The organism is Rahnella victoriana, from assembly GCF_004330295.1.
GTDB classification, from domain to species: domain Bacteria; phylum Pseudomonadota; class Gammaproteobacteria; order Enterobacterales; family Enterobacteriaceae; genus Rahnella; species Rahnella victoriana.
This window is the reverse complement of record NZ_SJOJ01000006.1, coordinates 27,857-44,205: the sequence shown is the minus strand read 5'-3', so window position 1 is coordinate 44,205 and position 16,349 is coordinate 27,857. Positions and strand designations below refer to the sequence as shown.

Sequence of the window (16,349 nt, the reverse complement as noted above, 5' to 3'; positions counted from 1 at the left end):
GTGTACAAAGGGGATTGCGCGAGTCTATGCTAACGGGCGGATCAAATTGGGGATAATTTTGTTAAATTATGTGTAGCAAGCAACAGGTGTGAATTTCCGCGCCTGCGTTGACGTGTTCGCACTTATCCTTCGTCGGAAATTCCTTTATAATAGCCGCCTTTTTTCGACCTGAATAAAACCCATTCCGCGCGCTGCTGAGTTTTGCGGCGGGCGACCAGAGTCAATAACCGTTTCTGTGCCTGTGAGCCATGAGGCCGGGTAGTGGGATCAAAAGGATACCGTTATGCGTACTGTATATTGTGGAAAACTGAATGCGTCCAATGTGGGCCAGGAAGTAACATTGTGTGGCTGGGTTAACCGTCGCCGTGATTTGGGTGGTTTGATTTTCATCGATATGCGTGACCGCGAAGGCATCGTTCAGGTTTTCTTCGACCCCGATCAGGCAGAAGCCTACAAACTGGCGTCTGAACTGCGTAACGAGTTCTGTATCCAGTTAACCGGCACCGTGCGTGCGCGCCCGGAAAGCCAGTTCAACAAAGACATGGCGACCGGTGAAGTGGAAGTGTTCGCCAGCAAGCTGAACATCATCAACCGCTCAGAATCGCTGCCGCTGGACTCCAACCACGTCAACACCGAAGAAGCGCGTCTGAAATACCGCTATCTGGATCTGCGCCGCCCTGAAATGGCGAACCGCCTGAAAGCGCGTGCCAAAATCACCAGCTTCGTGCGTCGTTTCATGGACAGCCATGACTTCCTCGACATCGAAACCCCGATGCTGACCAAAGCCACGCCGGAAGGTGCGCGTGACTATCTGGTGCCAAGCCGTGTGCACAAAGGCAAGTTCTACGCCTTGCCGCAGTCCCCTCAGCTGTTCAAACAGCTGCTGATGATGTCCGGCTTTGACCGTTATTATCAGATCGTAAAATGCTTCCGTGATGAAGATTTACGTGCTGACCGTCAGCCAGAATTTACCCAGATCGACGTGGAAACGTCCTTCATGAGCGCCGAACAAGTGCGTGAAGTGATGGAGAAACTGGCCCGCGAACTGTGGCAGGAAGTGAAAGGTGTGGATCTGGGTGACTTCCCTATCATGACTTTTGCAGAAGCAATGCGTCGTTACGGTTCCGATAAGCCGGACCTGCGTAACCCGATGGAAATGGTCGATGTCGCTGACCTGATGAAAAACATCGAGTTCAAAGTGTTCGCCGATCCGGCTAACGATCCGAAAGGCCGCGTGGCCGCGTTGCGCGTGCCAGGCGGGGCTTCCCTGAGCCGTAAGCAAATCGACGAATACGCTAAATTCATCGAAATCTACGGCGCGAAAGGTCTGGCTTACATCAAAGTGAATGAAGTCGCGAAAGGCCTGGAAGGTATCCAGAGCCCGGTGGCGAAATTCCTTAATGAAGACCTGCTGTCAGCGCTGATTGAACGCACCGGCGCACAAGACGGCGACATGATCTTCTTCGGCGCAGCCAGCGCCAAGATCGTGACCGACGCGATTGGCGCGCTGCGTCTGAAAGTTGGCCGTGACCTGAAAATCACCAAAGAAGACATGTGGGCTCCGCTGTGGGTCATCGACTTCCCGATGTTTGAAGACACCGACGAAGGCGGCCTGAGTGCCATGCACCACCCGTTCACTGCGCCAAAAGACATGACCGCAGAAGAACTGGCGGCGAACCCGGTTTCCGCTATCGCGAACGCCTACGACATGGTAATCAACGGCTACGAAGTGGGCGGCGGTTCCGTGCGTATCCACCGCAGCGAAATGCAGCAGACCGTGTTCAGCATTCTGGGGATTAACGAGCACGAACAGCGCGAGAAATTCGGCTTCCTGCTCGACGCCCTGAAATACGGCACGCCTCCGCATGCCGGTCTGGCATTTGGTCTGGATCGTCTGGTGATGTTGCTGACCGGTACGGATAATATCCGTGACGTGATCGCCTTCCCGAAAACCACCGCTGCGGCGTGTCTGATGACCGAAGCCCCAAGTTTTGCCAATCCGGCATCACTGCTGGAGCTGGGCATTGCGGTAGTCGCGAAAAAAGAAGTGACACCAGACACAAATACAGAGAATAACTAATGAGCTATAAGCGTCCTGAGTCGATACTGTGCGTCATCTACGCCAGCAACACCGGCAGGGTGCTGATGCTCCAACGTAAGGATGACCCGAACTTCTGGCAGTCGGTAACCGGCAGTCTGGAGGACGGGGAATCCCCGGATCAAACCGCGCAGCGTGAAGTTCTGGAAGAGGTCGGTATCGACATTGCAGGTGAAAACCTGACTCTGCAGGACTGCGACCGCTGCGAGGACTTTGAAATATTTGCGCATTTGCGCCATCGCTATGCTCCCGGCGTGACCCGTAACAAAGAACATTGGTTCTGTCTGGCGTTACCCGACGAGCGTGATGTGGTTCTTACTGAACATCATGCATACCGGTGGCTCGATAAATCCGCAGCGGCTGCGCTGACGGTGTCTCCGAGCAACCAGCAGGCGATTGAAGAATTTGTAAACTATTCGGTCTGTTAAGACTTTAGACTTTTTGGAGATATTTATGGCAGGTCACAGTAAGTGGGCCAACACCAAGCACCGCAAAGCGGCGCAAGATTCTAAACGCGGCAAAATTTTCACAAAAATCATTCGTGAGCTGGTGACAGCGGCACGTCTGGGCGGCGGCGATGCGGGTTCAAACCCACGTCTGCGTGCGGCAATTGATAAAGCGCTGTCTAACAACATGACCCGCGATACCCTCAACCGCGCTATCGCACGTGGCGTGGGCGGTGACGAAGACACCAACATGGAAACCATCATTTATGAAGGTTACGGTCCGGGTGGCTCAGCCATCATGGTTGAATGTCTGAGTGATAACCGCAACCGTACCGTGGCAGAAGTGCGTCATGCCTTCACCAAAACCGGTGGCAATCTGGGTACCGACGGTTCCGTGGCTTACCTGTTCTCCAAAAAAGGCGTGATCACTTTCGCTCCTGGCCTGGATGAAGACGTGCTGATGGAAGCCGCGCTGGAAGCGGGCGCTGAAGACATCATTTCTTACGATGACGGCGCTATCGACGTCTTCACCGCCTGGGAAAACCTGGGTGAAGTGAAAGACGCGCTGGAAGCGGCAGGTTATAAAGCTGATTCCGCAGAAGTCACCATGATCCCATCGACCAAAGCCGACATGGATGCAGAAACTGCACCGAAACTGTTGCGCCTGATCGACATGCTGGAAGATTGTGACGATGTGCAGGAGGTTTACCACAACGGTGAAATCTCCGACGAGATCGCAGAAACTCTGTAATCTCAGTGCCGCCGGTGGCTGCCACCGGCTGGCTATCCTGTTGTGCCTCAGCAGTTTATACTCTCCCCAACTTTCCAAAAAAAACGACAACACAAGGCGTTGACTGGCTATGGCTATTATTCTGGGGATCGACCCCGGTTCGCGTATTACCGGCTATGGCATTATCCGCCAGACAGGGCGTCAGCTGAGCTATCTCGGCAGCGGTTGTATCCGCACCGTGGTTGACGATATGCCGGGGCGTCTGAAACTGATTTACGCCGGTGTGTCGGAAATCATTACGCAATTTCAGCCTGATTTTTTTGCCATCGAATCCGTGTTTATGGCGAAGAATGCCGACTCGGCATTAAAGCTGGGACAGGCGCGTGGTGCGGCGATAGTCGCGGCGGTAAATCAGGATTTGCCGGTGTTTGAGTACGCGGCGAGGCAGGTGAAACAGACCGTCGTCGGTACCGGTGCTGCTGAAAAATCGCAGGTGCAGCATATGGTGCGTTCGATCCTGAAATTACCGGCGAACCCTCAGGCGGATGCCGCCGATGCGCTGGCGATTGCCATCACCCATTGTCACATGAGCCAGAATGCCATCCGGCTCAGCAGCGATAAATTGCAGATGGCGCGCGGACGTATGCGATAGACGCCGCAAGCCCATTGGGCTGGATATCCATCCAGCTTTTTTTATGATATAAACATCGCTGCTTTTGACCTGATAAGGAAAATGAACGTGATAGGCAGACTACGAGGCATTATTCTGGAAAAACAGCCCCCTTTGGTGCTGCTTGAAACCAACGGCGTGGGCTATGAAGTGCATATGCCGATGACCTGTTTTTATGAATTGCCGGAACTGGGCCAGGAAGCTATCATATTCACGCAATTTATCGTCCGTGAAGATGCCCAGTTGCTCTACGGATTTAACGATAAGCAAGAGCGCGCGCTGTTCCGGGAACTGATTAAAGTGAACGGCGTCGGGCCAAAGCTGGCGCTGGCGATCCTGTCAGGCATGTCGGCACAGCAGTTTGTCAGTGCGGTCGAAAAGGAAGAAATCACCGCATTAATCAAGTTACCCGGCGTCGGTAAGAAAACCGCAGAACGCCTGGTTGTCGAAATGAAAGACCGGTTTAAAGGATTAAACGGTGATCTATTTAACAGTCATACTGATATCACGCTACCTGCATCGTCGTCGAAAGCTAAAGAATCTGACGCCGAAGGCGAGGCCGTTGCAGCCCTGATATCCCTCGGATACAAACCCCCAGAAGCCAGCCGCATGATCAGCAAGGTTGCCAAACCGGGCGCCGAATCTGAAACGTTAATTAGAGAAGCGCTGCGCGCGGCGCTGTGAGGTAAACGATGATTGAAGCTGACCGCCTGATTTCTTCCGAAGTCTTCAGTGAAGAAGAGGTCATTGACCGTGCGATCCGCCCGAAGCTGCTCAACGAATACGTCGGTCAGCCTCATGTGCGCTCGCAAATGGAAATCTTTATTCAGGCGGCTAAGCAACGCAAAGATGCGCTCGATCACCTGTTGATTTTCGGCCCTCCGGGACTGGGAAAAACCACGCTGGCTAACATTGTGGCGAACGAAATGGGCGTGAATTTACGCACCACGTCGGGGCCGGTGCTGGAAAAGGCCGGTGATCTGGCCGCGATGCTGACCAATCTCGAGCCGCACGACGTGCTGTTCATCGATGAAATCCACCGTCTTTCGCCCGTCGTTGAAGAAATTCTTTATCCGGCGATGGAAGACTATCAGCTGGATATCATGATCGGTGAAGGCCCGGCGGCACGTTCCATCAAACTTGATCTTCCGCCCTTTACCCTGATTGGTGCCACCACCCGCGCGGGTTCCCTGACGTCTCCTTTGCGTGACCGTTTCGGGATTGTGCAGCGTCTGGAGTTTTATCAGGTGGCGGATTTGCAGCACATTGTCGGGCGCAGTGCGTCATGCCTTGGGCTGGAGTTGTCGGAAGAGGGCGCGCATCAGATTGCCCGCCGTTCACGCGGTACGCCGCGTATCGCCAACCGTCTGTTGCGCCGTGTGCGTGACTTTGCCGAAGTCAAAGGCGACGGCACCATTAACGGTGATGTGGCCAACGGCGCGCTGGATATGCTGGACGTGGATGCCGAAGGCTTCGATTACATGGACCGCAAACTGCTGCTGGCGATTATCGACAGGTTCACCGGCGGACCGGTCGGACTGGATAACTTAGCGGCGGCAATCGGCGAAGAACGCGAGACGATTGAAGACGTCATCGAACCCTTCCTGATCCAGCAGGGCTTTATTCAGCGCACACCGCGCGGTCGCATGGCAACCAATCATGCGTATAAGCACTTTGGTATCGCGAGAGAAACGGAATAACCGGTTCTTTGCGCAGGGTTCTGTGCCAGAAAGTCAAACGGACGCCCTGAGCGTCCGTTTTGCTTATCTCAGCCAGCAGAAATTACTGACTGACCTCACAGCGGCTGACCATCCGCCAGTGACGCGGCAACTCCCGCACTTCGCCGGACAGCGTGATCTTGCCACGCGCATGAATATCCCTGCTCGACGACCCTACCTGTACCTCGACAAAACCCGGTTCCACGATGCGTTTACCCGCATGATTTGTGAAATTCAGCATGTCGGTGGGGATGCTGAAACTCAGCGTCGCGGTTTGTCCGGCGTCCAGTTCAACACGTTCGAAAGCCTTGAGTTCCTGCACCGGACGCACCAGTGATGCCACGCAGTCGCGCAGATAAACCTGCACCACTTCGCTGCCCGCCTGCTTACCGGTATTGGTGACTTGTATCTGCACCTCAATGTCGCCATTTTCGATGGCGACAGGATGCTGACTGAGCTGAAAATCATGATAACGGAACGTGGTGCCGCTCAGCCCGTAACCAAACGTGTACTGTGCGCCAAAGTGGAAGGCAATCGGCGTGCCGCCACTTTTCAGTTTGTGATTGTAATAATAGGGCATCGCCCCGGCGCTTTTCGGCACGGATACCACCAGACGTCCCGACGGTGCCTGTTTGCCGCTGATGATATCGCTGATCGCGCGTCCGCCTTCCTGACCGGGCGCGAAGGCCATCAGATATCCCGCGACGTCGTCTTCCAGCCCGCCGAGAGAATACGGACGGCCTCCGGTCATCACCACAATGGTCGGTTTGCCGGTCGCCACAATGTCTTCGAGCAACTGCTGCTGAACGCCGGGCAGTTGCAGGCTGTCAGTATCAGAACCTTCTCCGACCGTTCCGCTCTGGAACAATCCGGCCAGATCGCCGACAAATACCAGTGCGACGTCACTCTCCTGCGCCAGTTTCACCGCCTGCGGAATAAGTGCGGTGCTTTGTGAGACCGGTGAATTTTGCATCGGGGTTCCCGCATCGCCGGGGAATACCGGCGCACCGGCGGTGCGTTTTTCGAGAATATGGCAACCTTTGGCATAACGGATATTTTGTTCACCGTAAGCGTCACGCAAAGCCTGTAACGGCGTGATGACCTGTTCTGTCTGCGCTTCCATTTCGCTGATGATCAGATGCACCGGGAAGCTGTAACCGCTGAGTAAGGCCAGCGGATCATCTGCCGTCGGGCCGATGACGGCGATTTTCTGGCCGGACCGGGGCCTGAGCGGCAGGATGCCATTGTTTTCCAGCAGGGTGATGGAGCGGACGGCGGCTTGCCAGGCCAGTTCCCGCGTGGCGGGTTGCTGCAATTGCGGCTGAGGCACACTGGCGTAAGGTTGCTCAAATAATCCGAGGCGGAATTTTTCGGTCAGCACGCGGGCGACAATCTCGTCAATTTTCGCCATATCAATCAGCCCCCGCGACACCGCATCGGCCAGATGTTGCGCGCAGTCGCCTTTCGGCAATTCGATATCCAGACCGGCATTAAACGCCAGCGCGGCAGATTCCGCATCATCATGGCTGACGCCATGATGCTGATGCAGCAGACTGACGCCACCGTAGTCGGCGACAATCAGGCCATCGAATCCCCACTGTTCGCGCAACACTTCCGTCAGCAGGAAGTGATCGCTGTGGCACGGCTGGCCGTCGATATCATGATAGGCAGGCATCACCGAACCGGCATTCGCCAGTTTTACCGCCATTTCAAACGGCAGCAGGAAGGTGTCATTCAGCTCGCGGAAACCGAGATGCACCGGCGCATGGTTGCGCGCCCCTTCGCTGAAAGAATGCCCGACGTAATGTTTCAGCGTTGCCAGCAGGTCACGTTTTTCGCCCTGCAAACCGCGCACGTAAGCCGTCGCCATGACACCAACCAGATAGGGATCTTCGCCAAAGGTTTCCTCGGTACGTCCCCAGCGCACATCGCGCGACACATCCAGCACCGGCGCCAGCCCCTGATGACAACCGACACTTTGTGCTTCGTCGCGGATCGCGGCGGCAATCTGCTCCATCAGTTGCGGATCCCAGGTGGAGGCATAGCTCAGTGATGAGGGAAACAGCGTGGCATCTTTGCACAACAGGCCGACCAGACACTCTTCGTGGAACATCGCCGGAATACCCAGCCGCGTGTCTTCCACCAGCGTTTTTTGCAGCCGGTTCAGCGCCCGTACGCCTTCCGCCGGGCTGACCACATGCGTGCCGAGCGGGCGAGTAATTTGCCCCGCGCCGGACTTCAGTTGTTGTTCCAGCGCGTCACTCTGCTTGTGACCGGCAAAATCGTCGCTGAGATCGGTACGCTCCTGATGATTGCCGTTGCTGTCGAGGATCAGCCAGAACGCATGCATCTGGGCGAATTTTTCCTCCGGCGTCATGCGTGCCAGAAGATCGGCGACGCGGGTGGCAACGGGTTGTGAAGCATCCTGATAAAGGTGAGTCATCTTGCATCTCCTTGATTAATCAAAGGGCGGGTACCGCTGAGCACGGGTTCCTCTTCGCCGCCGAAAGAACGGCGGGTGGCGAGGGATGCCGCGATGTTCTGCATCGTGCGGCTGTTAAGTTTGTAGGCAAACAGCAGGGCGGCCATCAGCAGGAACAAGGCGCACGGCACCAGCGTGAACAGCGAATTGATGGTCAGCATCACGCCAGAGCTTTGCGTGACGGCATTCGGCACATAATCGACCATGCCGAGAACCCAGCCGACGATGGCGCCGCCCAGCGCCAGTCCGAATTTGATGGCAAACAACGCGGTGGAAAACACCAGGCCGTCAAGACGGCGGCCGGTACGGGATTCCTCGTGATCCACCACGTCGGAGAACATCGTCCATTGCAGCGGCGTCGTGAGATTCTGGATAAAACTGAACACCAGATTGAAGGCGAAAATAAGGCCAATGGAAGGAGACGGGATAAAGAAAATAGCCGCGTTACACACCACAAACGTCAGGATCGTCCACTGATAGGATTTAACCCGGTCGAATTTTCCTAATAATTTTTCAGACAGTAACGCGCCAAATAATGAGGCGATCATGCCAAAAACAATAAAATTGAAAATCAGATCCGGGCGGGCGAGAACATATTTCACGTAATACATGGTCGCGGAGCCACGGATTACCACCGCGCACAACAGCAGAATATTAAAAATAAACACGATGCGCCATTGTGCGTTATTCCACAGTAATTTCAGATCGCTCAGCATCGAACCGGAGGTGTCATTGCGCGGATGATAACGCTCGCGCGTCATGGCGAAACAGCAGAAAAATAATACGATGCCGAGTAATCCCATCAGGCTCATGGCGTAGAAATAGCCTTTTTGCGGATTGCCCGCGCCCAGTTTTGCCACCAGCGGCAGGGCAATCACCGTCACCACCAGTCCGCCGATAAATGACAGCGCAAAGCGCCACGACTGCAACGAATGACGCTCGCGCGGATCCAGCGTTAACGCCCCCGGCATCGCGCAATACGGCACATTAATGGCGGAATACACCAGGCTTAATAAGGTATAAGTGATTGTCGCGTAGATGATTTTTCCGGTCGGGGAGACATCCGGCACGTAAAACGTGATCAGGCAACAGACACCAAACGGGATCGCAAACCACAGCAGCCAGGGACGGAATTTCCCGTAGCGCGAGGTTGTCCGGTCTACCAGTGCGCCGATACAGGGATCCACACAGGCATCCACGGCACGCACGACTAAAAATAATGTGCCCATAATCGCGGCGGGTAAACCAAAAACATCCGTGTAGAAATATGCCAGAAACAAGGTCGCAGTTTGCCAGACCAGCGCACTGGCCATATCGCCGAGTCCGTAGCCAATCTTATCTTTTACTGAAAGAACCGGAGTGATCATCATTATTTGTTACCTGCTTTGGGTAAGGAGAGATAACCGACTGAAATTAATTAATGTCTTTGACGAAAAGAAAGATAAACAGCATGGAGAAGTAAAATGTTGCCAGAAGTATTGTGAATAGAATCGAGTCAGACAATTGAGGAAACGAATATACAAATTACGTTTTTTGATTTTGTTTTTTATTTGTGAGCGGGTTCAAACTGAGCGCGGGCTTTTGGCCTGACTTGCAGAAATCCCTGCTTTTGGTGTCAATTTCGGGGCAACTGGTGTTTAATTAAGAGTCATTCCGTCTTAGTTTGGAGTTAAAGGTTGTATGTCCCATATCAGCGCTGGCGTGGAATACGCACTGCATTGCCTGCTGTTTATCGCCCATCCGCAGGGAAGTGTGACGGAAGCCAGTGTCCGCGATTTATCTGAACTTCAGGGCGTGCCCTTTGATTACGTCGCCAAACTGTTCACCAAACTGCACAAAGCGAAACTGATCATCGCCACCGAAGGTGCGAAGGGCGGCATCCGGCTGGCGAAACCGCCACACGAGATCACTGTTCTGGATGTGGTTGATGCTATCGACGGGCGTAAAAAGCTGTTCGACTGCAAGGAAATCCGCAACCGCTGCGCCGTGTTTGACAACGATCCGCCTGCCTGGGCGAGTTCGGGCCTGTGTGCGATCCATTCCCTGATGATCGACGCCGACAACAAAATGCGCGATGTGCTGGCTGCGCAAACCCTGGCCGGACTGGCCTCGCAATTTGGCCGTAAAGCGCCTCCGGAGTTCGAACAGCAGATCACCCGCTGGTTAGGTGATAAAGGCTCCCGCCGCATTATCTGATTCCTTGTCTTTTTTTATTTCACACTGGCACTTGCCAGCGGGATAGCATTGCGCGTATTTTTAACTACGACAAAGTTAGTCCTAGTTTAAATGCGCGCCGTTAACGGCGAAGATCAGGAAGGAAAAACATGAAAATTCTACACGTCGATGCCAGTTCAAAATTTCACCAATGGTCAAATTCCCGGGCACTGGGGCGTTACTTTATTGAGCAACTGGAACAGAAAGGGGTCGATATCGAGATCGACTATCTCGATGTGACGGAAGATGTGCAGCCGCACGTGTCAGCGGAATTTGTGCAGGCGACCTACACGCCGGAAGCGCAACGTACGGACCGCATGCGTGACGTGCTGGCGGAGTCCGACGCCCTGTGTCAGCGCGTGATGGCAGCCGATGCGCTGGTCTGTGCGATGCCGATGTATAACTGGACCATCCCGTCGACGTTTAAAACATTCATCGACAATATTATCCGCACAAACATCACCTATGACCTGCACGCCGACGGCAGCATTACCGGCAATCTGGGCGATAAGAAAGTATTGTTTATCACCACGCGCGGCGCGGATCTCAGTGAAGGCAGCCCGTTCGCCAATATGGATGCGATGACGCCGGTACTGAAAAATGCGTTTGGTTTTATCGGCGTGGAAAACCCGTGGTTTGTGGATGCGCAGCCGCTGCAATTTTCCGATGAAGCCGCGCGCGAAGCCGGTTTAGCCAAAGCACGCGGTGAGCTGGATGCCGTTTGCGGTGAATGGGCGCAGAGCCTGATTTGCGCAGAAGCCACTCCCGTCTGAGCCGTAAACGCATAACCGAAGCTCAGGGATGAGTGTCGGTCTGCACAAAGTCTGAAGCCGATCACAGTTTCATCATCCGGCGAGTATTACGACTTGTTTCTGTTTCCGATTCGCCAGAGAATCCGTTTCAGAAAGCAGGATTGTTACTGTCTGACAGGCAAAACCTAAACTTCTCGTTTCTTCGTGTATGACGAAGAGACCGGACGTTTAGGTTTTTTTTTGGCCTGAATTCAGGGGCAGGCCGCCCCTTTGAAATACAACGGCAATGTCGTGCACGACGCCCTTACTCTGATGAGACAACACCATGGAATACAGAACATTAGCCGATGAAATTCTCCGCGGAGTGGGCGGAAAAGACAACGTCAACAGCGTGGTGCATTGTGCCACCCGTTTACGCTTCAAACTGAAAGATACCCGCAAAGCCGATGCTGCCGGGCTGAAAGAAAATCCGGGTGTGATCATGGTGGTCGAAAGCGGCGGTCAGTTTCAGGTCGTGATCGGCAACCATGTTGGCGCGGTGTATGACGCACTGGTCAAAGGCAGCGCGCTTTCTGAAAACAGTGAGGATGACACCGGCGATAAAGGCAGTTTGTTTGCCCGGGCGATAGATGTCATCTCCGGCATTTTCACGCCGTTTATCGGCATCATGGCGGCATCGGGGATCCTGAAAGGTTTTCTGGCACTGGCGCTGGCCTGCGGCTGGCTGATGCCGGAAAGCGGCACTTACAAAGTCTGGTTCGCCGCCAGCGATGCAATGTTCTACTTCTTCCCGCTGGTGATCGGTTACACCGCCGGTAAGAAATTCGGCGGGAATCCGTTCGTCACCATGATGATTGGCGGGGCGATGGTTCACCCGCTGATGATTGCCGCCTTCGAGGCACAGCAGCCCGGCGCGCAGAGCGAACATTTCTTCGGTATCCCGCTGGTGTTTATTAATTACGCCTCATCGGTGATCCCGGTGATTCTGGCTGCGTGGGTTTCAAGCTGGCTGGAAAAACGCGCGATGAAAATTCTGCCTTCTTCACTGCGCAACTTTATCACCCCGCTGATTTGCCTGATGGTGGTGGTGCCGCTCACCTTCCTGGTCATCGGCCCGGTCGCGACCTGGGCGAGTCAGCAACTGGCCAATGGCTATCAGTTCGTTTATCACGTCAGCCCGATGGTCGCGGGTGCCTTTATGGGCGCGCTGTGGCAGGTATGCGTGATCTTCGGTCTGCACTGGGGGCTGGTGCCGCTGATGATCAACAACTTCAGTGTGCTCGGTCATGACACCATGCTGCCGCTGTTACTGCCTGCGGTAATGGGCCAGGTCGGTGCGGTCGCCGGTGTGATGCTGCGCGCCAAAGATGCACGGACAAAGGCACTGGCGGGTTCCGCCATCAGCGCCGGTATTTTCGGCATTACCGAACCGGCGGTTTACGGTATCAACCTGCCGCGCCGTCGTCCGTTTATCTTCGGCTGCGTCGGTGGTGCGCTGGGTGCGGCGGTACTCGGTTACTTCCAGACCACGGCGTATTCCTTTGGTTTCGCCAACATTTTCACCTTCACCCAAATCATTCCACCGACAGGCTTCGATAAGACCGTCACCGCCGCGATTGCCGGCACATTGATTGCCCTGTTATTTGCGGCACTGGCGACCTATTTCTTCGGCATGAAAGAAGAAGCAACGCCGGAAGTCAGCGAAAAGGCCAAAGCCGACGCAGTACAGGCCCCGCGAGGAAAAACGCTGATTGCCAGCCCGATGACCGGTGCCTGTATCCCTCTCGAGAATGTCGGGGATCCGACCTTCGCCAGCGGCCTGCTGGGCAAAGGTGTCGCGGTGGTGCCGACGGCAGGACGGGTGGTCTCCCCGGTGAACGGCACCGTAGTGTCACTGTTCAAAACCCATCACGCCATCGGGATTGAATCGGAGGACGGCGCAGAAATCCTGATCCACGTCGGCATCGATACGGTGAAGCTCGACGGTAAATTCTTTACGCCACACGTTGACGTCGATGCGGTGGTGAAGCAGGGCGATTTGTTGCTGGAATTCGACGTGCAGGGGATCACGGATGCCGGTTACGACCTGACGACGCCGGTGCTGGTCACCAACAGCGACGATTATCTCGACGTCATTCCGGCCGGTGTCGGTCAGGACGTCAGCGAACAGACACCTTTACTGACTTTATTACGATAACGACCAGAGCCTGGAGGTTCACATGAACAAGCAATTCCCAAAAGGATTCTTATGGGGCGGTGCTGTTGCCGCTAATCAGGTTGAAGGGGCTTACCTGACTGACGGAAAAGGGTTATCTACTTCGGATCTGCAACCGCAGGGCGTTTTCGGCCCGGTGCAGGAACGTACGGAAGGGGATTTCGGCGTGAAAGATGTCGCCATCGACTTCTATCATCGTTACCCGGAAGACATGAAGTTGTTCGCCGAAATGGGCTTTACCGTCCTGCGTACTTCCATCGCCTGGACGCGCATTTTCCCGCAGGGCGATGAAGCGCAGCCGAACGAAGCGGGTCTGGCATTCTATGACCGCCTGTTTGATGAAATGGCGAAATACGGCATTACGCCGCTGGTCACGCTTTCTCACTACGAAATGCCGTACGGCATCGTAAAAAAACACGGTGGCTGGGGCAGTCGCGACACCATCGGTTTCTTCGAAAATTACGCCCGCACGGTGTTCACGCGCTATAAAGACAAAGTGAAACACTGGCTGACTTTCAATGAAATCAACATGTCGCTGCACGCCCCGTTCACCGGCGTCGGCTTGCCGGAAGACAGCAGCAAACAGGCAATCTATCAGGCCATCCATCATCAGCTGGTCGCCAGCGCCAAAGCAGTCAAAGCCTGTCACGAGATCGTTCCTGACGGCAAAATCGGCAATATGCTGCTCGGCGGCATGTTATATCCGCTGACCTGCAAACCGGCCGATTTGATGGAAACCTTGCAGCAAAACCGCGACTGGTTATTCTTCGGCGATGTGCAGGTGCGCGGCGCGTATCCGGCCTATATGCAACGATTCTTTAAAGATCGCGGAATGGAGATCATTATTACCGCTGAAGATAAAGCTGCATTAAAAGAAACGGTCGACTTTATTTCATTCAGTTATTACATGACCGGTTGTGTGACGACAGATGAAGAACAAAATATTAAGGCGCGCGCCAATATATTAAATATGGTGCCCAACCCGCATCTGAAAAGTTCTGAATGGGGCTGGCAGATTGATCCGGAAGGTTTGCGTTTCTTAATGAATGAACTTTATGACCGTTATCAGAAACCGTTATTTATTGTGGAAAACGGTTTGGGTGCACGGGATAAAGTCGAAGCAGACGGCAGTATCAATGACGATTACCGTATTCAATATATCAACGACCATCTGGTGCAGGTCCGCGAAGCCATTGAAGACGGCGTCGACGTGATGGGCTACACAAGCTGGGGGCCGATTGACCTGGTCAGCGCCTCGAAAGCGGAATTCTCCAAACGCTACGGCTATATCTACGTTGACCGTGACGATCAGGGTAATGGCACGCTGGAACGCCGCCGTAAGAAAAGTTTCTTCTGGTATAAAGAAGTGATTAATTCAAACGGTGCAGCGTTAACATCCTGATCTGAATTTCCCGCTAATTATCAATAACCCGTGCGGCTTATATATTATAAGCCGCCTGTTCGCCTTGTATTGCCCGATAACAATAATGATGATGTTAATAATCATACGGAAATATAATAATGAAAATTTCTCAGACTTCTGCAACACCTACCACTACACCTGTAAATAAGAATATCCGGCTGCTGAAAAGCAGCCTTCTGGCGCTGTGTTTTACCACGGCAAGTATTTATTCAGCGCAGGCTGCCGAAAACTGGAACGGTACCGTTCTGGGTTTTGAAGCGCCCGGCGAAGGGATGCTCGGCGATATGATGGGCATCCGGCCGATTATTGAAGATCACGGTTTCCATTATCAGCTGGGCTACCTGAGTGAATCTTCTTATAACGCCGGTGGCGGGTATAACCACGATAAACATCTGGCGTATATCGATCAATTCTCGCTGACCTTTACCCAGGATCTGGAGATGTACACCGGCATTCCCGACGCCGCCATTGAAGGCAACATTGTTAACCGTAACCACAATGATAACCTGACCACCAAACGGACGCAGGATCCGCGCGTCGGGATTAACGACATTGCGCAGGAAAGCTGGGGCGGGCAGTCGATTACCCGTCTGGGCTGGCTGACGTTTGGCCGCAGCTTTGATGACCGCAAGCTGCACTGGCGTATCGGCATGATGAACAAGAATCAGGATTTCGATCAGATCATTCCCTGCGATTTCCAGTTGCTGAGCCAGTGCGGCGGTAAATCGGCTAACTCCATGACCTGGTACAACTGGAACAAACATTACTGGGGCACCACGATCCAGTACAAACTGACGCCGGAACTGACGCTGAAAACCGGCATCATGGAACAAAACCCCGACGCGTCGGATCGCAAATACGCCTGGAGCGGTTCCCTGAAAGGCGCGCGCGGTATCCTGCTGCCGATGGAAGCTGAGCTGAAAACTAAAGTGAATGGTTTGCCGGGGATTTATAACCTTGGCCTGCTGTATACCAACTCACCGCAAACCGATTTGTCAGAAGGCAAAACGCAAAGCGTGGGCGCGACGGATCCTGAAGGGTATCGCAAACACAGCAGCACCTGGTTTATGTACACCGGCTTCAACCAGCAGGTGACACAGCGCGGCGACGATCCGAACCGTGGCATGAGCGTCTCTTACAGCCTCGGTCTGGGCGATCAGCGCAGCAACAGCATTCATTACTCGCAGGCGGCGTCTATGCGTTATCGCGGGCTGTTTGATGCCCGTCCTGACGACTGGCTGGGCTTTGGCATGACGTACATTAAAATGAGCAATCACTACCGTCAGAATCAGGAAAACCTGAATGACATTTATCAGGTGGATGATTACGGGAATCCGCTGTATACGCCGCTGTCGGGTCATTCGGTGAACGCCGATTTGTATTATCAGATCAAAGTGCGTTCATGGCTGATTCTGCAACCGGATTTGCAATACTGGTACCGTCCGGGCGGGGTGAAGGAAACGCAGGATGCCTGGGTGACGGGACTGAAAGCCATCGTCACGTTCTGAGTGCAAAATTTACGTCTGACTGAGGATCGGATCTGGTAAAATTATCAGGCAGATCCCAAGACTGCGGCAGACAAAACCTGATCATCCGTACGG

General features: G+C 54.1%; 13 protein-coding genes. 11 read left to right on the top strand and 2 right to left on the bottom strand.

From position 1 onward, the window contains the following. The first annotated feature begins 283 nt into the window (after window positions 1-283). From aspS to ruvB, 6 genes are all read left to right on the top strand, one after another. Window positions 284-2,080 (top strand): aspartate--tRNA ligase, encoded by a 1,797-nt coding sequence (gene aspS, locus EYY67_RS06620; protein ID WP_095922385.1) that lies wholly within the window; start codon window positions 284-286, stop codon window positions 2,078-2,080. Next, entirely contained in the window at window positions 2,080-2,526 is a 447-nt protein-coding gene (gene nudB, locus EYY67_RS06615) for a dihydroneopterin triphosphate diphosphatase (RefSeq protein ID WP_131693131.1), read from the top strand. The genes aspS and nudB overlap by 1 nt, the downstream gene beginning before the upstream one ends. Before the next feature lie 25 nt (window positions 2,527-2,551). Beyond that, window positions 2,552-3,295: a YebC/PmpR family DNA-binding transcriptional regulator gene (locus EYY67_RS06610; protein ID WP_013575035.1), complete on the top strand. Its 744-nt coding sequence runs from the start codon at window positions 2,552-2,554 to the stop codon at window positions 3,293-3,295. A 109-nt stretch (window positions 3,296-3,404) separates the two neighbouring features. After that, window positions 3,405-3,926: a crossover junction endodeoxyribonuclease RuvC gene (gene ruvC / locus EYY67_RS06605; RefSeq protein ID WP_015696865.1), complete on the top strand. Its 522-nt coding sequence runs from the start codon at window positions 3,405-3,407 to the stop codon at window positions 3,924-3,926. An 87-nt stretch (window positions 3,927-4,013) separates the two neighbouring features. After that, a complete protein-coding gene (ruvA, locus tag EYY67_RS06600; RefSeq protein ID WP_095925158.1) occupies window positions 4,014-4,628 on the top strand; it encodes a Holliday junction branch migration protein RuvA in 615 nt (204 codons plus the stop codon). 8 nt (window positions 4,629-4,636) lie between these two features. After that, the gene (gene ruvB / locus EYY67_RS06595; RefSeq protein ID WP_131693130.1) at window positions 4,637-5,644 is read left to right on the top strand and encodes a Holliday junction branch migration DNA helicase RuvB; all 1,008 of its coding nucleotides are present in this window, start codon (window positions 4,637-4,639) and stop codon (window positions 5,642-5,644) included. Between the two features lie 82 nt (window positions 5,645-5,726). Here ruvB and EYY67_RS06590 read toward each other — a convergent pair whose 3' ends face one another. Beyond that, window positions 5,727-8,105 carry a glycoside hydrolase family 3 N-terminal domain-containing protein gene (locus tag EYY67_RS06590; protein ID WP_131693129.1) on the bottom strand — a complete coding sequence of 793 codons (2,379 nt, stop codon included), beginning with the start codon at window positions 8,103-8,105 and terminating at the stop codon, window positions 5,727-5,729. Further along, window positions 8,102-9,514: an MFS transporter gene (locus EYY67_RS06585; protein ID WP_131693128.1), complete on the bottom strand. Its 1,413-nt coding sequence runs from the start codon at window positions 9,512-9,514 to the stop codon at window positions 8,102-8,104. The genes EYY67_RS06590 and EYY67_RS06585 overlap by 4 nt, the downstream gene beginning before the upstream one ends. Before the next feature lie 310 nt (window positions 9,515-9,824). Here EYY67_RS06585 and EYY67_RS06580 point away from each other — a divergent pair, with 310 nt between their 5' ends. From EYY67_RS06580 to EYY67_RS06560, 5 genes are all read left to right on the top strand, one after another. After that, window positions 9,825-10,340, top strand: coding sequence for an RrF2 family transcriptional regulator (locus EYY67_RS06580; RefSeq protein WP_095922381.1), 516 nt, complete (start codon window positions 9,825-9,827; stop codon window positions 10,338-10,340). A gap of 128 nt (window positions 10,341-10,468) precedes the next feature. Then, window positions 10,469-11,131 carry an FMN-dependent NADH-azoreductase gene (locus EYY67_RS06575; protein WP_095922380.1) on the top strand — a complete coding sequence of 221 codons (663 nt, stop codon included), beginning with the start codon at window positions 10,469-10,471 and terminating at the stop codon, window positions 11,129-11,131. A 304-nt stretch (window positions 11,132-11,435) separates the two neighbouring features. After that, window positions 11,436-13,307: a PTS beta-glucoside transporter subunit IIABC gene (gene bglF, locus EYY67_RS06570; protein WP_095922379.1), complete on the top strand. Its 1,872-nt coding sequence runs from the start codon at window positions 11,436-11,438 to the stop codon at window positions 13,305-13,307. A gap of 22 nt (window positions 13,308-13,329) precedes the next feature. Beyond that, complete coding sequence (locus tag EYY67_RS06565; RefSeq protein WP_131693127.1) at window positions 13,330-14,727, top strand: glycoside hydrolase family 1 protein; 1,398 nt, start codon at window positions 13,330-13,332, stop codon at window positions 14,725-14,727. Between the two features lie 119 nt (window positions 14,728-14,846). After that, window positions 14,847-16,256, top strand: a complete 1,410-nt coding sequence (locus EYY67_RS06560) for a carbohydrate porin (protein WP_131693126.1) — start codon at window positions 14,847-14,849, stop codon at window positions 16,254-16,256. Window positions 16,257-16,349 lie beyond the last annotated feature (93 nt).